The organism is Pseudomonas sp. IB20, assembly GCF_009707325.1.
In the GTDB taxonomy this organism is placed as follows: Bacteria; Pseudomonadota; Gammaproteobacteria; order Pseudomonadales; family Pseudomonadaceae; genus Aquipseudomonas.
This window is the reverse complement of the sequence record NZ_CP046103.1, coordinates 3963575-3984158: the sequence shown is the minus strand read 5'-3', so window position 1 is coordinate 3984158 and position 20584 is coordinate 3963575. Positions and strand designations below refer to the sequence as shown.

General features: G+C 60.8%; 20 protein-coding genes and 3 pseudogenes. 11 read left to right on the top strand and 12 right to left on the bottom strand.

Annotated elements, in window-relative coordinates; all coding sequences use genetic code 11:
- Positions 1-21 precede the first annotated feature (21 nt).
- A complete protein-coding gene (alaC, locus tag GJU48_RS18565; RefSeq protein ID WP_094952571.1) occupies positions 22-1239 on the bottom strand; it encodes an alanine transaminase in 1218 nt (405 codons plus the stop codon).
- Positions 1240-1435: 196 nt separating this feature from the next.
- Between alaC and GJU48_RS18560 the strand changes: the two genes are divergently transcribed.
- Entirely contained in the window at positions 1436-1918 is a 483-nt protein-coding gene (locus GJU48_RS18560; RefSeq protein ID WP_094952570.1) for a GyrI-like domain-containing protein, read from the top strand.
- 43 nt (positions 1919-1961) lie between these two features.
- Here the strand turns inward: GJU48_RS18560 and GJU48_RS18555 are convergent.
- A pseudogene (locus tag GJU48_RS18555) lies at positions 1962-2239 on the bottom strand (hypothetical protein).
- Positions 2240-2259: 20 nt separating this feature from the next.
- Positions 2260-2748: a GNAT family N-acetyltransferase gene (locus GJU48_RS18550; RefSeq protein ID WP_094952568.1), complete on the bottom strand. Its 489-nt coding sequence runs from the start codon at positions 2746-2748 to the stop codon at positions 2260-2262.
- Between the two features lie 148 nt (positions 2749-2896).
- On the opposite strand from GJU48_RS18550, the gene GJU48_RS18545 reads away from it, so the two are divergent.
- The 4 genes from GJU48_RS18545 to GJU48_RS18530 are packed head-to-tail and all read left to right on the top strand — an operon-like array spanning position 2897 to position 5450.
- Positions 2897-3316, top strand: a complete 420-nt coding sequence (locus tag GJU48_RS18545; RefSeq protein WP_094952567.1) for a YybH family protein — start codon at positions 2897-2899, stop codon at positions 3314-3316.
- A gap of 42 nt (positions 3317-3358) precedes the next feature.
- Positions 3359-3703 carry a YciI family protein gene (locus GJU48_RS18540; protein ID WP_094952566.1) on the top strand — a complete coding sequence of 115 codons (345 nt, stop codon included), beginning with the start codon at positions 3359-3361 and terminating at the stop codon, positions 3701-3703.
- Positions 3704-3738: 35 nt separating this feature from the next.
- On the top strand, positions 3739-4215 hold the full coding sequence (locus GJU48_RS18535) for an SRPBCC family protein (protein WP_094952565.1): 477 nt from the start codon (positions 3739-3741) through the stop codon (positions 4213-4215).
- Positions 4212-5450 carry an RNA polymerase sigma factor gene (locus tag GJU48_RS18530; protein WP_155296066.1) on the top strand — a complete coding sequence of 413 codons (1239 nt, stop codon included), beginning with the start codon at positions 4212-4214 and terminating at the stop codon, positions 5448-5450. The genes GJU48_RS18535 and GJU48_RS18530 overlap by 4 nt, the downstream gene beginning before the upstream one ends.
- A 30-nt stretch (positions 5451-5480) precedes the next feature.
- Here the strand turns inward: GJU48_RS18530 and GJU48_RS18525 are convergent.
- Together GJU48_RS18525 and GJU48_RS18520 are read right to left on the bottom strand one after the other, a co-directional pair.
- Positions 5481-5579 (bottom strand): annotated as a pseudogene (locus GJU48_RS18525) (IS3 family transposase); the annotation flags it as partial.
- A gap of 258 nt (positions 5580-5837) precedes the next feature.
- Positions 5838-6692, bottom strand: coding sequence for a LysR family transcriptional regulator (locus GJU48_RS18520; RefSeq protein WP_094953677.1), 855 nt, complete (start codon positions 6690-6692; stop codon positions 5838-5840).
- Between the two features lie 88 nt (positions 6693-6780).
- Here GJU48_RS18520 and GJU48_RS18515 point away from each other — a divergent pair, with 88 nt between their 5' ends.
- Positions 6781-7221 carry a multidrug/biocide efflux PACE transporter gene (locus GJU48_RS18515; RefSeq protein WP_094953678.1) on the top strand — a complete coding sequence of 147 codons (441 nt, stop codon included), beginning with the start codon at positions 6781-6783 and terminating at the stop codon, positions 7219-7221.
- Between the two features lie 317 nt (positions 7222-7538).
- Here GJU48_RS18515 and GJU48_RS18510 read toward each other — a convergent pair whose 3' ends face one another.
- Entirely contained in the window at positions 7539-8297 is a 759-nt protein-coding gene (locus tag GJU48_RS18510) for an SDR family NAD(P)-dependent oxidoreductase (RefSeq protein WP_094953679.1), read from the bottom strand.
- Between the two features lie 104 nt (positions 8298-8401).
- Here GJU48_RS18510 and GJU48_RS18505 point away from each other — a divergent pair, with 104 nt between their 5' ends.
- Positions 8402-9298, top strand: coding sequence for a LysR family transcriptional regulator (locus GJU48_RS18505; protein ID WP_094953680.1), 897 nt, complete (start codon positions 8402-8404; stop codon positions 9296-9298).
- On the opposite strand, the gene GJU48_RS18500 is transcribed toward GJU48_RS18505, so the two are convergent.
- A complete protein-coding gene (locus GJU48_RS18500) occupies positions 9295-10212 on the bottom strand; it encodes a LysR family transcriptional regulator (protein WP_094953681.1) in 918 nt (305 codons plus the stop codon). The genes GJU48_RS18505 and GJU48_RS18500 overlap by 4 nt on opposite strands.
- A 94-nt stretch (positions 10213-10306) precedes the next feature.
- On the opposite strand from GJU48_RS18500, the gene GJU48_RS18495 reads away from it, so the two are divergent.
- The 3 genes from GJU48_RS18495 to GJU48_RS18485 all read left to right on the top strand — a co-directional run bounded on the left by GJU48_RS18495 (position 10307) and on the right by GJU48_RS18485 (position 12986).
- Positions 10307-11065 carry a 5-oxoprolinase subunit PxpA gene (locus GJU48_RS18495; protein WP_094953682.1) on the top strand — a complete coding sequence of 253 codons (759 nt, stop codon included), beginning with the start codon at positions 10307-10309 and terminating at the stop codon, positions 11063-11065.
- Positions 11066-11136: 71 nt separating this feature from the next.
- Positions 11137-12015: a 5-oxoprolinase subunit B family protein gene (locus GJU48_RS18490; protein WP_094953683.1), complete on the top strand. Its 879-nt coding sequence runs from the start codon at positions 11137-11139 to the stop codon at positions 12013-12015.
- Positions 12012-12986 carry a 5-oxoprolinase subunit C family protein gene (locus GJU48_RS18485; protein WP_094953684.1) on the top strand — a complete coding sequence of 325 codons (975 nt, stop codon included), beginning with the start codon at positions 12012-12014 and terminating at the stop codon, positions 12984-12986. Before GJU48_RS18490 ends, GJU48_RS18485 begins: the two co-directional genes overlap by 4 nt.
- A gap of 114 nt (positions 12987-13100) precedes the next feature.
- Here the strand turns inward: GJU48_RS18485 and GJU48_RS18480 are convergent, their stop codons facing one another.
- The gene (locus GJU48_RS18480) at positions 13101-14717 is read right to left on the bottom strand and encodes an inorganic phosphate transporter (protein ID WP_094953685.1); all 1617 of its coding nucleotides are present in this window, start codon (positions 14715-14717) and stop codon (positions 13101-13103) included.
- A 1194-nt stretch (positions 14718-15911) separates the two neighbouring features.
- Positions 15912-16934 (bottom strand): transporter, encoded by a 1023-nt coding sequence (locus tag GJU48_RS18475; RefSeq protein ID WP_094953032.1) that lies wholly within the window; start codon positions 16932-16934, stop codon positions 15912-15914.
- A 260-nt stretch (positions 16935-17194) separates the two neighbouring features.
- On the opposite strand from GJU48_RS18475, the gene GJU48_RS18470 reads away from it, so the two are divergent.
- Positions 17195-18823, top strand: coding sequence for a methyl-accepting chemotaxis protein (locus GJU48_RS18470; protein WP_094953033.1), 1629 nt, complete (start codon positions 17195-17197; stop codon positions 18821-18823).
- Here the strand turns inward: GJU48_RS18470 and GJU48_RS18465 are convergent.
- From GJU48_RS18465 to GJU48_RS18455, 3 genes and pseudogenes are all read right to left on the bottom strand, one after another.
- Positions 18824-18949: pseudogene (locus GJU48_RS18465) on the bottom strand (ATP-binding protein); the annotation flags it as partial.
- Positions 18950-19008: 59 nt separating this feature from the next.
- Positions 19009-19314 carry a PepSY domain-containing protein gene (locus GJU48_RS18460; RefSeq protein WP_094953035.1) on the bottom strand — a complete coding sequence of 102 codons (306 nt, stop codon included), beginning with the start codon at positions 19312-19314 and terminating at the stop codon, positions 19009-19011.
- An 83-nt stretch (positions 19315-19397) separates the two neighbouring features.
- On the bottom strand, positions 19398-20525 hold the full coding sequence (locus tag GJU48_RS18455; protein WP_094953037.1) for a glycerophosphodiester phosphodiesterase: 1128 nt from the start codon (positions 20523-20525) through the stop codon (positions 19398-19400).
- Positions 20526-20584 lie beyond the last annotated feature (59 nt).

The window sequence follows — 20584 nt, the reverse complement described above, 5'->3', positions numbered from 1 at the left end:
ATCAGATCGCTCCTGCCGATCTCAGGCCTCGGTTTTGCGAACTAAGCCATCCGCCCGAAACATCCCGCGAATACCGCGTATCGCCTGGCGAATCCGGTCCTGGTTCTCGATCAGCGCAAAGCGCACGTGATCATCCCCATACTCACCAAAGCCAATCCCCGGGGACACGCACACCTTCGCTTCCAACAGCAGTTTCTTGGCAAATTCCAACGAGCCCATGGCGGCATACGCCTCGGGAATTTTCGCCCAGACGTACATCGACGCCTTCGGGTTCTCGACCATCCAGCCCAGCTCATGCAAGCCCTTAACCAGTACGTTGCGGCGCTGGCGGTACTGCTCGGCGATGTCTTTCACGCATTGCTGATCGCCTTCCAGCGCCGCAATGGCCGCCACTTGCAGCGGGGTGAAGGTGCCGTAGTCGTGGTAACTCTTAATGCGCGCCAGGGCGTTGACCAGTTCCGGGTTGCCGACCATAAAACCAATGCGCCAGCCAGCCATGTTGTAGCTCTTGGACAGGGTGAAAAACTCCACCGCAATGTCCTTGGCGCCGGGCACTTGCATGATCGACGGGGCTTTCCAGCCGTCGTAGACGATGTCGGCGTAGGCCAAATCGTGCACCACCAGTACGTCGTACTGTTTGGCCAGTGCAATCACCCGTTCGAAGAAATCCAGCTCCACGCACTGCGCGGTCGGGTTGGACGGGAAGCCCAGAATCATCATCTTTGGCTTGGGGATCGATCCACGAATCGCCCGTTCCAGCTCGGCGAAGAAGTCCACACCCGGCACCAGCGGTACCGAGCGCACCTGGGCGCCGGCAATCACGGCGCCGTAGATATGAATCGGGTAGCTCGGGTTGGGCACCAGCACGGTGTCGCCTTGGTCCAGGGTAGCCAGCATCAGATGCGCCAGGCCTTCCTTGGAACCGATGGTCACGATGGCCTCGGTTTCCGGGTCGATGTCCACTGCGTAGCGGTCTTTGTACCAGCGCGAAATGGCCCGACGCAGGCGCGGAATGCCTTTGGAGGTGGAGTAGCCGTGGGTGTCTTCACGCTGGGCGACGGTGACCATTTTTTCCACGATGTGTGGAGGCGTGGCGCCGTCTGGGTTACCCATGCTCAAGTCGATGATGTCTTCGCCGCGCCGACGCGCAGCCATCTTCAGCTCAGCAGTGATATTAAAAACATAAGGGGGGAGTCGATCTATGCGCGCAAAGCGGCGCGGCGAACCTTGGTCTGCCATTGTTGCCTCGAGGTACGTAAGCGCCCGGAACCGTCCGAGCGACGTCGGCCACTGCGGTGGCCTGCGGGGCAGACAATACGGTCGATGATGGCCAGTTGTCCAGATGTCGCGGGAAAAATTTCTGCTTGAGGCACCGCACGGATATGCCCCTATACTCGATGCGGGTTTGTTCCCTCATAAGAAGGAGACTGTTCAGATGGATCAGCAGACAAAACAACCGTTAGAGCCACGCATGGAAGCCGGTAAAGCCCTGGTGATCGCAGGCGTCCAAGGGCGTTATTCGAAGGCCACCGTGGGTGATATCCCCAAACTGTGGGAGTTGTTCGACACCTGCATCAAGGACATCAAGCAGCGCGTCGGCGGCGTGACGTATGGCGTTTGCCATAACCCCAAAAATGCCGAATTTGACTATATGGCCGGTGCTGAAGTCCCCACCCGGGGCGACGTGCCGGGCAACTTCGAGTGCATCGAAATTCCGCCGCTCAACTACGCCGTGTTCCCGCATTACGGGCCGGTACAGGCACTTGAGCAAACGTACGAGCGCATCATGTTCGAATGGCTGCCGCACTCGGGCTACAAGGTGATGGGGGCGGATTTCGAGCGCTACAGTGCCGATTTTGATGTGCGCAAAGGTACGGGGACCGTGGAAATCTGGTTGCCGATCGGGGAACGAGGCTGACTGCCGCCTTGCAAGCGCCGGCCAGCCGGCGCCTGCAATGGGCTCAATACAACGTGCTTTTGACTCGCTCTGGCATCTCACGGTCATACGCATCGGCGTCAAACTGCCCATCATTGAGCCGCTTGTGAAACGCCCCGGCCGACGGCAATGCCGAGCGGTCCAGATGCTTCTCGGGTCCGGCCCGGATGAACTCACCACCACCAGCGGCGACGCCCGCACCATGGCCTGGTAATCCTCGTTGAGAAACGCGATTTCCTTGCGCACCGCCCGCTCGTGGGGGAGGCCGTAGAGGGTTTCAAGTTGTTCTAGGGTTGTCAGCATATTCACCACCTCCTTATCGTTCAAAACACCAACGCCAGCCGGCGCTCACACCCAACCCGCCCCTTATACGCCTCCCCGCTGTCCACCCATCCGGCGCCCAAATACAAGCCCATCGCCGCCCCATTATCGGTGTCCACCGACAACTCTAACCCCTTGATCTGCGGCCAGGCCTGCAGCGCCACCGCCGGCAGCGCTTGCAAGCATGCCTTGCCAAAGCCACGCCCCTGCTGATGCCGATCAACCTGAAACGCATGCAGCGTCGCACTGTGTTCATCGGCCCAATGGGGCAGGCAAGGCGGGCGTTTGAGCAGCAGGAAGGCCACGGGCTGTTCGTCGGCAAGCAGGGCGAAACCTTTGATAGCGCCGGGGTTGGGATTGACCAGCAGGCTGTTCAGCGCGCAGTAGATATCGCCGGAAAACACCAGTTGCTCGGGGTGCACTTGCAGCGTGTCGAGCTGCTGTTTTTGCACAAGGCTCAGCGTCTCATAGGGGACGAGGCGAGTTTCCATCAGGGGTGCATCCGAAATCCTACAAAGAGGTGTGGATTCTATCGGGTTTGCGCAGGGCGAAATTATTTTTAAACAGGATGTCTATTTACCCCAAAGCCATTCGACTGAGGGTGTTCTTCGTGATTTTCCAACCCTCAGGAGTATCGCTATGAGTACCGTAATCAACACCCTGATCGAGCAATGGAAGCAAGCTGTTCTTGACCGGGATATCGACAAAATTGTCAGCTTTTACGCCGACGATATCCTCTCGTTCGACGCCGTCACCGCGCTGCAATTCAAGGGCAAGGCCGCCTACCGTGCACACTGGGAAGACTGCATGAAGCATTGCCCCGGCCCCGGCATTTTCGAGTTTCATGACCTGCATATCGTCGAGGCGCCAGACAGTGCGTTTGCCCACTGGCTGGCCCATTGCGGCGGTGCCGGGCCGGACGGCGTGGTGAAGGCCTGCTGGATGCGCGTAACCGCCGGCTATCAGCGGATCAACGGCCAATGGCGCGTGGTGCATGAACACTGGTCGGCGCCTTTCGATATGGCGAGCGGCACGGCGCTGTTCGACCTGAAACCCTGACCGCCACGAACTATAGTCAGTAGTCCGAAAACGGAGACGCACATGAAATACCTCTGCTTGATCTACAGCAACGAACAGGTGCTGCACACCTCGCCGGACAGCCCGGAGGACCCTGAGTGTTTCGCTTATGCCGAGGCGATCCAGGCCAGCGGGCGCATGCTCGCCGCCGAGCCGCTGGAGTCGGTGAGCAGCGCCACCACCGTGCGCGTGCGCAATGGCAAGCTGTCGATTACCGACGGACCGTTTGCCGAAACCAAGGAGCAGCTCGCCGGGTTTTACCTGATCGAGGCCAAGGACTTGAACGAAGCGATCCAGGTGGCCGGTGGCATTCCGGCAGCAAGGGTTGGCAGTGTGGAAGTACGCCCCGTGCGTGAATTGAATCTCTGAACACAACAACCAAAAGGCTTCAGGAGGTTTACCCCATGACAACGCAACCTGCCGAATTTGAACTGTGCATCAGCCGCTTGATCGACGCTCCGCGCAACCGCGTGTTTCGCGCCTGGACCGAGCCTGCTTTGTTGCAACAATGGTGGGGCCCGCACGGCATGACCACCCCCGAGTGCGAAATGAACCTGTGGGTCGGTGGCCTGTTTCGCACCCTGATGTGCGCGCCCGATGGCGCCGAATACCCGACCCAAGGCGTGTTCCTGGAGATCGAGGCGCCGAGCCGGCTGGTGTTTACCGATGCGTACTCGCCAGGCTGGATTCCGTCGGGCAAGCCGTTCATGACCGCCAAAGTCACTTTCGAAGAGCGCGACGGCAAAACCCTCTACACCGCCCGCGCCATGCACTGGAGCGAAGCCGACAAGCAGGCCCATGAAGCCATGGGCTTTTATGACGGCTGGGGCCAGAGCCTGGACCGCCTAGTGACGCTGGTGACCCAAGGCATGCCCGATTGACGCCTCAAATCGAGGCGATTTACCGCAGCGAATCACGGCGCGTGCTCGCCACGCTGATCCGCCTGCTCGGCGATTTCGACCTCGCCGAAGACGCCTTGCACGAGGCCTTCTTTGTCGCGGTCGAACGCTGGCAGCAAGACGGCGTGCCGAGCAATCCACGCGCCTGGCTGGTCTCGACCGGCCGCTTCAAAGCCATCGACCGCCTGCGCCGCCAAGCGCGCTTCACGCCGTTATTGCAGGAGCAAGCCGACGCGCTGGAAGCGGCGCAGTGGAGTGAGGAAGACGTGGAAGACGACCGCCTGCGCCTGATCTTCACCTGTTGCCACCCGGCGCTGGCGCCCGATGCCCAGGCGGCGCTGACCTTGCGTGAGATCTGCGACCTCACCACCGAAGAAATCGCCCGCGCCTTTCTCGTCACACCCACCACCATCGCCCAGCGCATCGTGCGCGCGAAGGGCAAGATCCGTGAGGCAAACATTCCTTATCAAGTGCCGTCCCTCGACGCGCTGCCCGAGCGCTTAGAGAGTGTGTTACGCGTGGTTTACCTGGTGTTCAACGAGGGCTATTCGGCGTCCATGGGCGCGGACCTTACCCGTGAGGATTTGACTCGCGAAGCGATTCGGCTAGGGCGCCTGCTGATGGAGTTGCTGCCGGAGCCGGAAGTCATGGGCCTGCTGGCGTTGATGCTGCTCCACGAGTCGCGCCGATCCGCACGCACCTCGGCCAGCGGCGAGTTGGTGCTGCTGGATGAACAGGACCGTAAGTTGTGGGACGCGTCCTTGATTGCTGAAGGCTGCGCGCTGGTGGAACAGGCGTTGAGAACACGGCGTTTTGGACCGTATTGCCTGCAGGCGGCGATTGCGGCGGTGCATGCCGAAGCGCCGAGCGCCGGGAAGACGGACTGGCTGCAGATTGTCGGGCTTTATGATGTGTTGCTCAGGGAAGTGCCGTCGCCAGTGATCGAGTTAAACCGCGCCGTGGCGGTGGCGATGCGTGATGGGCCGTTAGCGGGGTTGCAGGTAGTGGAAGGTATTTTGCAGCGAGGTGAGTTGCAGGATTACCACCTGGCGCACTCGGCGCGCGGGGAGTTTTGTCGGCAGTTGGGGCGTATCGAAGAGGCCAGGGCGGCCTACGAAAAAGCCCTGTCACTCACGCAGCAAGCCCCCGAAAAACGCTTCATAGAGCGCCGCCTGGCCGCTAVAACAATGTGGGAGCGGCTTGCGCGAGCGGTGTGAAGTGCGCCCCAAAAGTTGGACAGCTAATGGTTAGGCTACCGCGGACCGGGTTCTGTAAGCCACAGGGCTCAGTCCGCCAAGCTTCGTTTTGATTCGCTTATGGTTGTAGTAATGGATGTACTTATCCAGCCGGCCTGCATCTTCAGAACCTCTCTATAGGGGCGAAGATCAACTGTGGGAGCTGTGGGGGCCCTAATGGCGGAAAGCTTGAACTGCGTCGTGTATTTGCTCATGAAAAGCCTCAGGAGTTGGACGAGTGTCCAACTTCTGGGGCGCACTTCAGTGCGTCAGTTAGCAGAGATGCAAGCTGAACCACCGCCATCGCAGGCAAGCCTGCTCCCACAGGTTTGTGTCTCTATTGCCAAATTGGCAGAAAGGGCGTGTTTATCACTCCAACATCTGCCCCAACATCCAACTCCCCGCTGGCCCCGGCGGGTGCTGGCGTGACCACAGCGCATCCACCGCCACCGAGCGTGGCCAGCTGCGTACGTTGAGTTCAACCAGCTCGGCATTGCCAAAGCGCTCCACCAACCAGCGCGGCAGCGCTGCCCAGCCGAAACCGAGCTGGGCCATCTCCATCAGCATCAGAAAACTCGGCGCCGACCACACGCGGCCGGTGGGGCGCGTTTCATTCGGGCTGATGATGCTCGCCAGACGTAATTCGCGGTGCTGCTGCAAGGTGGGCTGGTCGATGTGTTGCAGGCTGGCCAATGGATGCGTGGGGGCCACGAACAGGGCCATCTCCGCGCGTTCCGCCACGGGCGCGCGGGTCAGGTCGGGCGGATACACCCCCTGGGCTTCAATCAAGGCAATCTGCGTCCGGCCACTTTGCACCAAGGCGATCAGGTCTTCGCACTCGGCGATCAACCACTCCAGTTCCAGGTCCGGGTAGCGTTGTTCAAAGGCTTTGAGCACGAGTTCGAAACGCTCGGATTGGTAAGTATCGGACATGGCGATACTCAGCTTGGGTTCCAACCCTTGGGCCAACTGGTTCGCCGCCAACTCCAGTCGGCTGCTGGCTTCCAGCACCTGTTCGGCGCGTTGCAGCAATACGTGGCCAGCCGGGGTGAGCGTCGGCTTGCGGCTGCTGCGGTCAAACAGCACCACATCCAAGTCAATCTCAAGGCTGGCCACCGCCGCGCTGACGGTGGACTGGCTCTTGCCCAGCTTGCGCGCCGCTGCGGAAAACGAGCCCTGTGTGGCCGCCTGGACAAATGCCTGCAGCACTTCGTTAGAGGCCATGAGTATCGCCTTTGTCGATGGTTATTGGTTATGAAGTATCGATCAAGGGGGTAATGATGGCAACCATCGTCACTCACGGAGCTGTGTTATGAACCCTACCAAGTCGATTACTGAACGTGTTTGCCAGGCCATTGGTTTTGAGGTGCTGGCGTTGTTGATCTGCACCCCGTTGCTGGCGTGGATCATGGATAAGCCCGCCCTGGAAATGGGCATGGTCGCCCTGGCGATCAGCCTGATGGCGTTGACCTGGAACGTGATCTTCAACGGCTTGTTCGACCGCCTGAAGGCGCGCTGGAAACTGGCCAACAATGGCTGGACCCGAGTGCTGCACGCGCTGATGTTCGAAAGCGGCCTGATTCTGGTGTGCGTACCGTTGATCGCGGCGTGGCTGAATATCAGCCTGATGCAGGCGTTCATCCTCGACATCGGCGTGCTGCTGTTCTTCCTGCCGTACACCTATGTGTATCACTGGGGCTACGACGTGCTGCGGGACAAGTTCGTACAACGTCGCCTGGTCAGCCAAGCTTGAGGGACGCGACAAAATCCAGAAACGCCCGCACCTTGGCGGCGGGCAAAACTGCCGCTGTCGACCACGGCGGCTAACACTCCCATGCCGCCGGCCACACCGGGATCAACACTCATCGGACAAGTTCGTACAACGTCGCCTGGTCAGCCAAGCTTGAGGGACGCGACAAAATCCAGAAACGCCCGCACCTTGGCGGCGGGCAAAACTGCCGCTGTCGACCACGGCGGCTAACACTCCCATGCCGCCGGCCACACCGGGATCAACACTCATCGGTGATTGCCTGTCAGTAGTCTGTAGGCATTGATGCCAGCGCAGAATGCCTACAGAAACATGCCGCCCGAGGCTTCGATGCGCTGCCCGGTGATCCAGTGACTGCCATCGGCCAGCAAGGTCGAAATCGCCCCGCCAATATCGTCCGGCAGGCCGGCACGGCCCAAGGCGGTGTTGTGGGCGACCATCGCATTCACATCCGGGTTGTCGCGCACCGCGCCGCCGCTGAAGTCGGTGGCAATCGCGCCGGGTGCCAGGGTGTTTACGGTAATCCCGCGCGGGCCCAGCTCTTTGGCCTGGTAGCGCGACAGCACTTCTACTGCGCCTTTCATCGAGGCATACGCCGAATAGCCCGGCAGGCTGAACCGCGCCAGGCCGCTGGAAATATTGATGATGCGCCCGCCATCGCTGATCAACGGCAGCAGCTTCTGGGTCAGGAAAAACGGCGCCTTGAAGTGGATGGCCACCAGGCGGTCGAACTGCTCTTCGGTGGTGTCGGCAAAGCTGGCGTGGGTACCGATACCGGCGTTGTTGATCAGAAAGTTGAAGTGATCCTGTGCGAAAACACCCTTGAGCAGCGTGGCGACTTGGCCGACGAAAGCATTGAAGCTGCCGCTCTGACTGACATCCAGTTGCAGCATGGTGGCGCGGCCACCCAAGGCTTCAACCTGTTCCACCACCGCTTGGGCTTCGCCCGCAGCGCTGTGGTAAGTGCCGATGATGTCGACGCCTTGTGCGGCCAGGTGCAGCGCGGCGCTTTTGCCCAGGCCGCGGCTGGCGCCAGTGATCAGTGCGATTTTACGGGTCATGGTGCAGTCCTCGGCGTTGATGTGGGACTGAGTGTATTTGTCCGGCTGTTACGTGATAAACAGGGTGATATCGGAATCACTGGCCGGATAAGGCGAACAATCCCATGAACAAGCTGGAGCTGTTGCGCACCTTCGTGCGGGTCACTGAACTGTCGAGTTTCACCCAGGCGGGCGAGAGCCTGGGCCTGCCGCGCTCCACCGTGTCCGAGCATGTGCAGGCGCTGGAAGAACTGCTCGGCGCGCGCCTGCTGCAACGCACCACGCGCAAGGTGCAAGCCACTCAGGACGGGCGCGTGCTGTATGAGCGCAGCAAGGATGTGCTCGCGCACATGGAGGAACTTGAAGGCTTGTTTCGCCAGGATGAAGCGCAACTCAGCGGGCGCATTCGCGTGGACATGCCCAACGTGATGGCGCGGGACTTGATCCTGCCGCGCCTGCCCGAATTTATGCATGCACACCCGTTGATCGAGCTGGAAATCAGCACCACCGACCGCCAGGTCGACCTGCTTGCCGAAGGGTTCGACTGCGTGTTGCGCGTCGGCGCGCAGCCCGACCAGTCGGTGGTGGCGCGGTTGCTGTGCAGCATGCCGATGATCAACTGTGTCAGCGCCGAATACGTTCAGCGGTATGGCATGCCCGAGACCTTGGCCGACCTGGCGCATCACCAATTGGTGCACTACGTGCGGCCATTGGGTTCACGTTCAGCGGGGTTCGAATACCAGCAGGGCAACAAGGTGCACCGCGTGCCGATGGCCGGGCGCGTCACGGTCAACAGCACCGATGCCTACAAGTCGGCGTGCCTGGGTGGCTTCGGCATCACTCAAGTGCCGGTCCTGGGGATTCGCGATTTGCTCGACAGTGGTGTGCTGGTGTCCGTGTTGCCCGACTACCCCGCGCCGGCGTTGGACGTGTCGTTGCTCTATGCCGGGCAACGGCATCTGCCACAACGGGTGCGAGTGTTTATGGCGTGGCTGGCCGCCACGTTGCAATCCCAGCTCTAACGCCGCGCCGACAACTGCTGCGGCGCCAGGAACGCGTCGTGGAAGTAATCCCGAAACGCCTGCATCGCCGGGGTAAATGCACGCTCGCGGTGCCAGGCCAGGCCCACGCTCATGGGCGTTACCGGGTCGGTCACGGTCAGGGTTTCGATGCGCTTGCCTTCCAGTGACCAGGGCCGATGCACCAGGTCTGACAGAATCGCTACGCCGCTGCCATTGGCGACCATGCTGCGCACCGCCTCCACTGAGCTGGTGCGCAGCCGCACCTCTGGCGTTTGCCCGGCCTGTTCCCAGTAACGCATGGCGCTGTGTTCGGCTTCATCGACGGTGAGCAGGATGTAGGGTTCCTGCGCCACATCGGCCAGGCTCACCGCGCCGCGTTCGCACAACGGGTGATGGCTGGGCAGCCACAGGCGCCGCTCCGAATTGAACAGGATTTCTGAGACGATATCCGCGTGAGTGAGGTTGGCGGTGAGCACCACGGCCATGTCGAACTGGCCGTCGAGCAGGCCCTGTTCGATGGCCTGGCGCTCCTGTTCGAAGACCTCGATGGTCACGTCCGGATGCCAGTGTTCCATGCGCTGTAGGTGATGAGGCAGGAAGTAGCCGAGCACCGTGTAACTGGCCGCCACCCGCAGCACGCCGCTGGCGCGGTAGTCCGGCAGCGGGCTGTTCAGCGCGTCGTCCACGCTGCGCACAATCACATAGGCACGGTTGAGAAAATGCCGCCCGGCGTCGGTCAGGTTCATGCCTTGGGCCGAGCGCACGAACAACTGCACGCCGAGCATCGCTTCCAGCTCCTTGATTGCCGTGGTCACCGCCGACTGGGAGATGTTCAGGTGAATCGCCGCCTGGGAAACCTGGCCGATCTCGGCGGTGGCGACGAAGTAGCGGACTTGGCGCAGGGTCAATGACATTCGATTCAGAAGATGGCCCATCTGATAATAGATCTTCCCAAGGGGTCAAGCGTCAGCCTACTTTCAGCCATCACCCTTTGGCGGAGCAGCCCCAATGCAGGCAGTGGATTTCAATTCAGACATGGGCGAAGGCTTCGGCCCTTGGACCATCGGCGATGGCGTCGACGCGGAACTGATGGCCTACATCAGCTCAGCCAACATCGCTACCGGCTTCCACGCCGGCGACCCCGGCACCATGCGCCGCACCGTCGCGCGTGCCAAGCAACTGGGCGTGGCTATCGGCGCGCATCCGGGCTTTCGCGACCTGGTGGGTTTTGGCCGTCGGCATATCAACGCTCCGGCCCAGGAACTGGTGGACGACATGCTCTACCAGCTCGGCGCCCTGCGCGAAATCGCCCGCGCTCAAGGCGTGGCCCTGCAACACATCAAACCCCACGGCGCGCTCTACATGCACCTGGCCCGTGACGAAGAAGCCGCGCGATTGCTGGTGCAAAATCTGCAACTCATCGAGCCGACGCTGTTGCTGTATTGCATGCCCAACTCGGTGATCTGGCGCGTTGCCAAAGAACTCGGGCAACCGGTGGTGCGCGAGTTTTACGCCGACCGTGAGTACGACCTGAGCGGCTCCATCGTGTTTACCCGCACTGTGCGCGCGCTGGACCCGGCAACGGTTGCGGCACGGGTCCTGCGTGCTTGTCAGACGGGGTTGGTGCGAACCGTGGAAGGCGAAGACCTGATGATCGAATTCGATTCCATCTGCCTGCACAGTGACACCCCCGGCGCCCTGGAACTGGTGGAAGCCACCCGCGAAGCCTTGGACCAGGCGGGCATTGAAGTCAGAGCTCTTCAATAAGAGAGCTCCCCAATAAGATTGAAACAGCCCTTTTTGCCTGCCTTTCTACAATGATTCCAAGAGGAACAGACATGGCTCAAACGACCCCCATCCGCTATAGCTTCGGCGCTGATGAACACCTGTTTGCCGAGGTCAGCGACAGCATGTCCCTGGAGGCTTTTTTCAAAGGCATGGCCGTGACCCGCGCCGTGGAGCGACTGGCGCTGGACGGTGTGCTGGACGTGTGCCTGGCCAATGCATCGTTCCAGATCCGCTTCGACCCCGACCGCATCGCGCCGCATGTGCTGCTCGACGCCGTGCAAAGCGCCGAAGCCCAGGCCGTTGCCGAACGCACCTTGCACACGCGCATCATCGAAATCCCGGTGCTCTACAACGACCCCTGGACCCATGAAACGCTGATGCGTTTTCGCGACCGCCATCAAGACCCCAGCGCCACTGACTTGGAGTACGCCGCGCGCATCAACGGTTTGGCCGATGTGGACGCGTTTATCGCCGCTCACAGTGGCGCGCCGTGGTTTGTGTCGATGGTCGGTTTTGTCGCGGGCCTGCCGTTCATGTTCCAGATGGTCGAGCGCGAGCGGCAATTGCAGGTGCCCAAGTACCTGCGCCCGCGCACCGACACGCCCAAACTGACCCTCGGCCATGGCGGCTGTTTTGGTTGTATCTACTCGGTACGCGGCGCCGGTGGTTACCAGATGTTCGGCGTGACCCCTGCGCCGATCTACGACCCGGCGCAGCAGTTGGCGTACCTCAAGGAGCACATGGTGTTCTTCCGCCCCGGCGACATTGTGCAGTTCAAACCCATGGACCGTGACGCCTATGACCTGGCGGTTGCCGAGGTGGACGCCGGGCGTTTCGACCTGCGCATCCGCCCGGTGGAATTTTCCCTCGATGCCTTTCTCGCCGACCCCATCGGCTATCCGAAAACCCTGCAGGAGGCGCTGGCATGATCAAGGTGCTCAAACCCGGCCTCGCCACGTCCGTGCAGGACCTTGGCCGTGAAGGCTATTACCACCTGGGCATTCCGCCATCGGGTGCGCTGGACCAATACGCATTGAGCGCGGCCAACCATCTGGTGGGCAATCCGCTCGGCGCGGCGGGTTTGGAATGCACGTTGATTGGCCCCGAGTTGCAGTTTCAGCAGGACGCGTTGGTGGCACTCAGCGGTGCACTGATGTCGCCGCGCCTGGACGGCGAAGTGGTGCACCAAGACACCGCCTTCCAAGTGCGCGCCGGGCAGGTGTTGCGCTTTGAGTTTCCCAAGGCGGGCGCGCGCACGTACCTGGCGGTGGCGGGTGGCATTGATGTGCCGCTGGTGCTCGGCAGCCGCTCGACCTACACCCTTGGCGCACTCGGCGGGTTTCAGGGGCGGCGCTTGCAGGAGGGCGATGAACTGCCGATTGGCGAGGCCAGCGGGCAGGCGTGCGCAGGCAATAGTTTGCCGATGGCGTTGCGTCGCTCAGTCGGCGGCGACGTGACGTTGCGCGTGGTGCCGGGGCTGTATTACGACCGGCTGACGGATGGCGCGAAAACCAGCTTTTTTGCCGAGCCGTGGACGGTGGGCTCGGAGGCGGACCGTATCGGCTATCGCTTCAAGGGCGGCAGTGCGTTGAGCTTTCAGCCACGCGAGCAACCGTTTGGCGCGGGGTCGGATCCGTCGAACATCGTCGACAGTTGCTACCCGATTGGCTCGATTCAGGTGCCGGCGGGGTTGGAGCCGATTGTGTTGCACAGGGATGCGGTGTCGGGCGGCGGTTACGCGATGATTGGCACGGTGATCAGTGCGGACCTGGATTTGATCGGGCAGATGCAGCCGAATCAAAGGGCGGGGTTTGTGGCGGTCAGCCTGGAGGAGGCGTTGGAGGCGCGGCGGGTGTACAAGAAGCGGCTGAAGGCCATGGCTGGCCTCTTTACTTCCTGACACACCCTAAAACCCCTGTGGGAGCAGGCAAGCCAGCTCCCACAGTTTTCTGACACACCCTAAAACCCCTGTGGGAGCAGGCAAGCCAGCTCCCACAGTTTGATCTGTGTTGTGTCAGAACAGTTTGGTGAACAGCCAGTACAAACTGCCCGACAACAGAATCGCCGCCGGCAACGTCAGCACCCAGGCCATCAGCAGATTGCGGATGGTCTTCATCTGCAACCCACCGCCATTCGCCACCATGGTCCCGGCCACACCCGACGACAGCACATGGGTGGTCGACACCGGTAACCCGAACATATCCGCTGCGCCAATCGTCAGCATCGCCACCGTCTCGGCCGAGGCGCCTTGGGCATACGTCAGGTGCGTCTTGCCAATCTTCTCGCCCACCGTCACCACGATGCGCTTCCAGCCGACCATGGTGCCCAGCCCGAGGGCGATGGCCACGGCGATCTTCACCCACAGTGGAATAAAGCGGGTGGAATTGTCGATCTGTTGCTTGAACAATTGCAGCTTGCCTTGGGTGTCGGCATCGAAGTTGCCGACCTTGCCCTTGTCCATCAGGCGAATGGTTTCGCTGCTCAGGTACATGTCGTTACGCACGTTGCCGACCGCTTCGGCGGGGACTTTGGCCAGGGAGCCGTAGCCTTTGACTTCATCACCGATCTGGCCGGCGAGGGCGGCGAGGGCTGGCACCAGTTCCGGGGTGGCTTCCTTGGTGCGCACGTAGGTCGAAAGAATCGGCCGCGGGTCGCCGGGCAAGGCTTGCGGCGCGCTTTTCATCAACGCCACCTGGGTCACTTCAGCCACCGCCGCGAACTGCAAGGACTGCTCGGCGGGCATGGTGCGGTTCAGTGCGTAGGCCATCGGCAGGGTGCCGACCAGGATCAGCATGATCAGGCCCATGCCTTTCTGGCCATCGTTGGAGCCGTGGGCGAACGACACGCCGGTGCAGGTGACGATCAACATGCCGCGAATCCACCAAGGCGGCGGGGTATCGCCCTTCGGTGCTTTGTACAGCGAGCGGTTTTTCACAAAGGCGCGCAGGGCCAGCAACAGCAAGGCGGCAAAGGCAAAGCCGATCAGCGGCGAGAGCAGTAAGGCATACCCAATCTTGATCGCCTGGCTCCAATCCACGCCGCTGGTGCCGTCACGCCCATGCATCAAGGCATTCGCCACGCCCACGCCGATGATCGAGCCGATCAGGGTGTGCGACGACGAGGCCGGCAAGCCCAGCCACCAGGTGCCGAGGTTCCAGAGGATCGCCGCGATCAGCAGGGCAAAGATCATCGCAAAACCGGCTGAGGAACCCACCTGCAAAATCAGCTCGACTGGCAGCAAGGCAATGATGCCGAACGCTACTGCACCGCTGGACAGCAGCACGCCGAGGAAGTTGAAAAAGCCCGACCACACCACTGCAAAATGCGGCGGCAGCGAGTTGGTGTAGATCACCGTTGCCACCGCGTTGGCGGTGTCGTGGAAGCCGTTGACGAACTCGAAACCCAGGGCGATCAACAGCGCCACGCCGAGCAGCAGGAACGGCGTCCAGGTGGTCACCACCGTGCCCAGTTCGTGCATGTCGTGCATCAGGCTGTAGGCGGTGAACAACAGGCCCATGGCAAGTACGGCGAAGAAAATGATCACCGTCACCAGGCCGGGTTTCTTGTCCAGCTGGGGTTTGGGGTCTGCGTATGAGGCGGTGGTGGAGGCAGTCAGGGAAGGGGTGGCCATGCCGGAGCATCCAGTGTGAGGAGGATGTCGTTGATGATCATTGCAGAATGTTACAGAGATGCTGCGGTAAGTCAGTGTTTAGGGAATTGGGTGTGCCACTGGTCTACAAACCCCCGCAAAACTAATGTCAAGTGCAATCAATGTGGGAGCGGCTTGCCTGCGATGCCAGGGTATCTACGCAACTTTTTGTGTTGCGCTAAGTTTTGGGGTTTTGGTGTTGGTACATATCCGTTGCTGCGGTAACGGCTGCTGGGTTCCGCCTTACGCGGGTCACTTTTGGAAAAGAGCCCGGAATGCCGGCCCAGCCAAAAGTAACCAAAAGGGCTCTTGCCCCACCACTCGGCACCTCGCCTAGGCTCGGTGTGCCCTGGCTTGTGGGCGCCGCCATGGGCCATCCTTGGCCCATCGCGGCTAACCCGGCGTCCTGCCGGGTTACCCACGGATTCAAGCCTGCGTTCGGCCATCGTGGTTAACGGGGCGCCTCAGATCAAGATCAAAAGCAGATCAAAAGCAAGAGCACGGCGGCCTAGTAGCCGACCTGAGTGGTTGAAGCAAAAGCAGGGCAGAAGCAAGCACACCTTCTACTGATGTATGATTGTGGGAGCTGGCTTGCCTGCGATGGCATCAACTCGGTGTACTTGATGGACCGAGGTGTCTGCATCGCAGGCAAGCCAGCTCCCACATTAGATTGAGTTCAGTTTCAAATATCAGGTCGGCTGTCAGGCCGCCTCGGCTTGCTTTTGATCTAACCACTCAGGTCGGCTACTAGGCCGCCGTGCTCTTGCTTTTGATCTTGATCTTGATCTTAGGCGCCCCGTTAAACCACGCTGGCCGAACGCAGGCTTTGGAGCGGGGTAAACCGGCAGGACGCCGGTTTAGCCGCGATGGGCCAAGGATGGCCCATGGCGGCGGCCCACGGTCCAAAGCCTGCGTGAGGGCACACCGAGCCTAGGCGAGGTGCCGAGTGGTGGGGCAAGAGCCCTTTTGGTTACTTTTGGGGCTCTTTTCCAAAAGTGACCCGCGTAAGGCGGAACCTAGCAGCCGTTACCGCAGCAACGGATATGTACCCAGCGCCCCCGCGACAACCAAAGAATTCAACCCATAAAAAGATGTGTAGATACCTATGCGCGATCGGGCAGBCACCTTGACTGACGCTCCACAAGCCAGCTCCCACAGTTTGATTGCATTCCAAGGTCAGTAATCTTTGCGTTTGCGAAACGCCCAGCGCCCGGCAATCAAGGTAAATGTCGCCACCAACGCCACCAGAATCCAAAACCCCTCCGGGTCAGTCGAGAGCGGCACACCTCCCACGTTCATGCCGAAAAAACCGGCAATGATATTGATCGGCAATGCCAGTACCGTCACCACCGTGAGGGTGAACAGCGTGCGGTTGCTTTGCTCGTTGAGGTTGGCGGCGATCTCTTCCTGCAACAACTTGATGCGCTCACCCAGGGCCGTCAGGTCGTTGATGATCAGCGCAAACTCCTCGGTGGATTTGCGCAACTCCTTCACGTCTTCTTTTTGCAGCCACTGCGGCGGGCGATTGAGCAGGCGCAGCAACGAGCCCGGTTCCAGCGCCAGCAGGCGTTGCAGGCGCACCAGCACTCGGCGCGCGGCACCCAGTTCGGCGCGGTTGGTGGACAGGCGCGAAGACAGCAACTGGTCTTCGATATGGTCGACGCTGAGGCTGGTCTTACGCACGATCTGCGTCAGCACTTCGCCTTGGTCGCGCAACAAATGCACCAGCAGTTCCAGTGGCGAGCGAAAGCGTTCACCGGCCTTCACCGACGAGCGCAATTTGTCCACCGAGTGCAACGGTTGCAGGCGCGCACTCACCAGCAAGCGGCTGCGGGCGCACACCCACAGCGTGGAAATATCCGAGGAAACCATGCTGCTGAAGTTGAACACCACGTCGTTGACCACCGCCAGCAAGGCCGAGTCGACGTGTTCGATACGCGTGGAGCGTGAGCCTTCGTGCAGCGCTTCAAAAAACTCATCCGGCAACGACAGGTGCGTCTGCATCCAGCGCTCGCACGCGGCGTGAGCCAGGTTCAGGTGCAGCCAAAGGAATTCTTCCGGGTCTTGTGGTGCCTGCAAAGCCGCCAGCGCGGTGGCTGAATCAATCTGCTCGCCTTTTTCTCCAGGGCGAAAACGGAAACCGTAAAGCAGGCCAAACAGATCGGGATCCTGGTGGCCGTGGTCGATGCTGTGGTTCATGGAGGCTCGCAGAGAAAGCGCCTGTAGGACGTTTCACAGGTTCGCGTGGGCGAATCATTGCAAGGTAATTTGACAATTTTGTGACGGGTTATGATGTATTTCCTGGAGATGACATTTTATTGACCGTCGGTCTGGAATCCTTAAAGAAGCCTCTAGCACGGCCGACTCCAAGCACAAGGCCCGCTGCGAATGGGCTGAGCCTTGATGACAGGGATGTTATGGCGTGCTTGCACCTTTTTCCTTGTTTTGAGGCTTTCCCCATGAACATTTTGCGTACTTCCTTGAGAGCACAAATTTTGTCGCTGCTCGGTGGCAGTCTGCTTGCGATCTTGTTGATCGCCCTGGCCTGTTTCAACTTCCTCTCTAACGGCGTGCAAAGTTATCGCAGTTTGATCGAAGGGCCCTTGCTCACGTCTCAACTGATTGATGAAGCCAACCTGCAATTCAAGGTACAAGTGCAGGAGTGGAAAAACGTCCTGCTACGCGGCAAACAGCCCCAGGACATGGAGAAATACTGGGGCCAGTTCCAGGACCGGCAACGCGATGTGCAGGGCATCCTCACTCGGTTGGTCACCCAGACCCAGGACGACCCAAGCCTGAGCCGGCGCATTGATAGCCTGCGCCAGGAACACCTGCAGTTGGGTGTGGCTTACCAAAAGGGGCGCGATGCCTACGTAGCGGCGGGTGGCGACCCGACTGTCGGCGACACCGCCGTCAAAGGTGTGGACCGCGCCACCAGCGACCAGATGAGCGCGCTGGTCAGTGACTTGCGCGCGCAGGGCAGCCAGCAATCCCAAGCCATCAGCGCCTATGCCGAGCGCACGGTCATGGTGGGGTTGGCAATCATGTTGCTGTCGGGTGTGTTGATCGGCCTGTTCAGCTTGTGGCTGATCAACCGCAACCTGATCCTGCCGATTCGTGGCTTGATCGACTACGTGACGCAACTGAGTCACGGCCGGTTTGCCGAACGCGTCGCCAGTCGCCGCCAGGATGAACTGGGCCACTTGGCGGCCGTCGCCAATACCTTGCGTGACTTCCTCGCCGAAACCTTCAGCCGCTTGCAGCGCAGCGCCACCGAACTGGTCAGCGCCAGCGGCGAGTTGAGTTCGATTGCCGGGCAGATGGCAAACGGCACCCACGAACAATTCAACCGCACCGACCAAGTGGCCACGGCCATGACCGAGATGTCCGCCACTGCCCAAGAAGTTGCCCGCCACGCCGCCAGTGCCTCGCGCGCCGCCGACGAGGCGGATCATTCGGCCCGCGAAGGCGGGGAAGTGATGAAGGTCACCATCGCCACCATCGGCCAGATGCGCAATGAAATCCTCAACACCGGCACCATCATCCGCCGCCTGGAAACCGACAGCGTGCGCATCGGCAAGGTGCTCGAGGTGATCCGTGGGATCGCCGAACAGACCAACCTGCTCGCGCTCAACGCCGCGATTGAAGCGGCGCGGGCGGGTGAGGCGGGCCGTGGTTTTGCGGTGGTGGCCGATGAAGTGCGCAGCCTGGCGCAACGCACGGCGGCGTCGATCATCGAGATCAACCAGATTATTCACGCGGTGCAAACCGGTGCGGTGGATGCGGCCGAGGCGATTGTCAGCGGCCAGTCCTGCAGTGATGACAGCGTGGAAAAAGTTTCCCAGGCCGGTGCCATGCTTAATCACATCACCCAGGCCGTGGAGGCGATCCGTGACATGAATCGCCAGATCGCCACGGCCGCGGAAGAGCAGACCTCGGTGGCCGAGGATATCTCGCGCAATATTACCCAGATCACCACGGTGGCCACGGCGAACATGGACAACGTGCAGCGCACTGAAGCGGCGAGCCAGAACCTGCGTGGTTTGTCGGCTGAGCTGAATGAAGTGACGGCGCGTTTGGGCGCCTGATCAGCCTATCGGCAGGCTGAAGCTGAACACGGTGCCGTGCTGCTCATCAGTGGACACGCTCAGTTCACCCCCGTGAGCCTGGGCGATCTGCTTGACGATATACAACCCCAGGCCGGTTTGGTTTCGAGCAGGCATAAAAAAACCGCGCCACTTAAACAGTGGCGCGGTTTTTTTGGCGCTGGAACTCAGGTGTCTTGCTTGTTTTCCAGCACGGCGCCGGTCTTGGCGTCGAGCTTCACTTCAAAGCGTTTGCCAGCGGTGTCGGTGACGTCAACTTCGTAAACCAGTACACCGTTTTTGTGGTCCAGCTCGGTGTCGGTGATGGTGGCGCCAGGGTGCGTGGCGACGGCTTTGGTGTTGAGTTGCTCAAAAGGCATCACGGCGCCGGACTTGAGCAGGCCTTCAATGTGATCCGGACGAACATCCGCCTGGGCCAGGCCGGCGGTCAGGGTCAGGGCGGTAGCGGCGAACAGAGCAGTCAGGGTTTTCATGGTGTGTGTCCTTCTTCGGTGAGCTGTTTAAGTGGGCTCAGGTTAACCAGCGCAACTTAACTCACCCTACACGCGGGTTTCACTCAGTAGCCGTTGTCCTTGAGCAGGTCCTGCACACTCGACGACGGCCAGCGCTTGTAGAACTTCAGCAGCTCGGCGGCGCGGTTAGTGAAGATGCCATCGACGCCGGCTTTCATCACTTTCTCGAAGTCCACCGGCTCATCGACGGTATAGACGTGCACCAGCAGGCCTTTGTCGTGGGTCAGCTTGTTCATCTCAGGCTTCACCAGGTCGGTGTAGCTCTGGTCGCCATGGTTGGTCAGCTCGGCCGATGGGCCAGTGCCGATGGCGCCGAGGCTCTTGGCTTCGTCGACCCATTTTTCGAACTCGGCGGCGTCTTTCGGCTCTTGCTTGGCGTAGTAGGCGGCCTTGGTCGGCTCGCCGGACTCGGCGAAGGTCTGCGCGGACTTCGGTTCGATGCTGCCTGGGCCGACCCACAACAGCAGGATTTTCGGGGTGTTGGGCATTTCTTTTTGCAGCTCTCTCAAGCTGTCTTTCTCAAACGTTTGCAGCACGACGCGGCCCTTGCCCTGGCCAACGCCGGTGTTGCTCTTGCCCAGCTTGGAACCGGCGGAGCTCAACCAGCCTTTGTCCAACAGCTTGTTTTTCAGGTCGGCTTCGATGCCCGGAAACTGTTTGGGCTCTTTAGTCTCGATGTACAGGCCGGGTTTGTGCTGCGGGTTGCCTTCGGCGATCTTGATGATTTCGTCCAGGCTCTGGATTTTCAGGCCGACGAAAGCAGGGCGCGCGCGGTCTGGGTAGGCAGTGTTGAACCAGCTGCCGGCGTCCAGGGTGCGCAATTCAGCCCAGGTGAATTCGTTGGCCGGGGCGTCTTTGCGCTCCGGGAACTTGGTGGCCACGTCGGTGGTGCGCTGCAGGTTGTTGTCGTGCAGGGCGAACAGCACGCCGTCCTTGCTGCGCTGCAGGTCCATTTCCAGGTAGTCGGCACCCAGGTCGCGTGCGAGCTTGTAGGAAGCGGCGGTGGATTCGGGGGCGTCGTAGGAAGCGCCGCGGTGGGCGATGACGGCCGGGTACGGAATGCCTTCGTTTGTCGACAATTCAGCCGGGCTGATCGGGTCGCCAGCCTGCGCTTGGCCAAGGCCGAGCATCAGCGCGAGCAGCAGGGCGCTCTTGGAAAACGTGACAGGCATAAGCGAAGTCCTTTCGTGGAGGTAACTTTGAGAAGGCATCCTTTTTAACAATTGATTGC

Bases quoted from the DNA above. Each gene is read 5' to 3' on its own strand.
- GJU48_RS18485 (WP_094953684.1), top strand. From the start codon at position 12,012: ATGATCAAGGTGCTCAAACCCGGCCTCGCCACGTCCGTGCAGGACCTT.
- GJU48_RS18510 (WP_094953679.1), bottom strand. From the start codon at position 8,297: ATGACCCGTAAAATCGCACTGATCACTGGCGCCAGCCGCGGCCTGGGC.
- GJU48_RS18470 (WP_094953033.1), top strand. From the start codon at position 17,195: ATGAACATTTTGCGTACTTCCTTGAGAGCACAAATTTTGTCGCTGCTC.
- GJU48_RS18550 (WP_094952568.1), bottom strand. From the start codon at position 2,748: ATGGAAACTCGCCTCGTCCCCTATGAGACGCTGAGCCTTGTGCAAAAA.
- GJU48_RS18545 (WP_094952567.1), top strand. From the start codon at position 2,897: ATGAGTACCGTAATCAACACCCTGATCGAGCAATGGAAGCAAGCTGTT.
- GJU48_RS18460 (WP_094953035.1), bottom strand. From the start codon at position 19,314: ATGAAAACCCTGACTGCTCTGTTCGCCGCTACCGCCCTGACCCTGACC.
- GJU48_RS18500 (WP_094953681.1), bottom strand. From the start codon at position 10,212: ATGTCATTGACCCTGCGCCAAGTCCGCTACTTCGTCGCCACCGCCGAG.
- GJU48_RS18515 (WP_094953678.1), top strand. From the start codon at position 6,781: ATGAACCCTACCAAGTCGATTACTGAACGTGTTTGCCAGGCCATTGGT.
- GJU48_RS18495 (WP_094953682.1), top strand. From the start codon at position 10,307: ATGCAGGCAGTGGATTTCAATTCAGACATGGGCGAAGGCTTCGGCCCT.
- GJU48_RS18540 (WP_094952566.1), top strand. From the start codon at position 3,359: ATGAAATACCTCTGCTTGATCTACAGCAACGAACAGGTGCTGCACACC.
- GJU48_RS18455 (WP_094953037.1), bottom strand. From the start codon at position 20,525: ATGCCTGTCACGTTTTCCAAGAGCGCCCTGCTGCTCGCGCTGATGCTC.
- GJU48_RS18480 (WP_094953685.1), bottom strand. From the start codon at position 14,717: ATGGCCACCCCTTCCCTGACTGCCTCCACCACCGCCTCATACGCAGAC.
- GJU48_RS18505 (WP_094953680.1), top strand. From the start codon at position 8,402: ATGAACAAGCTGGAGCTGTTGCGCACCTTCGTGCGGGTCACTGAACTG.
- GJU48_RS18535 (WP_094952565.1), top strand. From the start codon at position 3,739: ATGACAACGCAACCTGCCGAATTTGAACTGTGCATCAGCCGCTTGATC.
- alaC (WP_094952571.1), bottom strand. From the start codon at position 1,239: ATGGCAGACCAAGGTTCGCCGCGCCGCTTTGCGCGCATAGATCGACTC.
- GJU48_RS18490 (WP_094953683.1), top strand. From the start codon at position 11,137: ATGGCTCAAACGACCCCCATCCGCTATAGCTTCGGCGCTGATGAACAC.
- GJU48_RS18520 (WP_094953677.1), bottom strand. From the start codon at position 6,692: ATGGCCTCTAACGAAGTGCTGCAGGCATTTGTCCAGGCGGCCACACAG.
- GJU48_RS18560 (WP_094952570.1), top strand. From the start codon at position 1,436: ATGGATCAGCAGACAAAACAACCGTTAGAGCCACGCATGGAAGCCGGT.
- GJU48_RS18475 (WP_094953032.1), bottom strand. From the start codon at position 16,934: ATGAACCACAGCATCGACCACGGCCACCAGGATCCCGATCTGTTTGGC.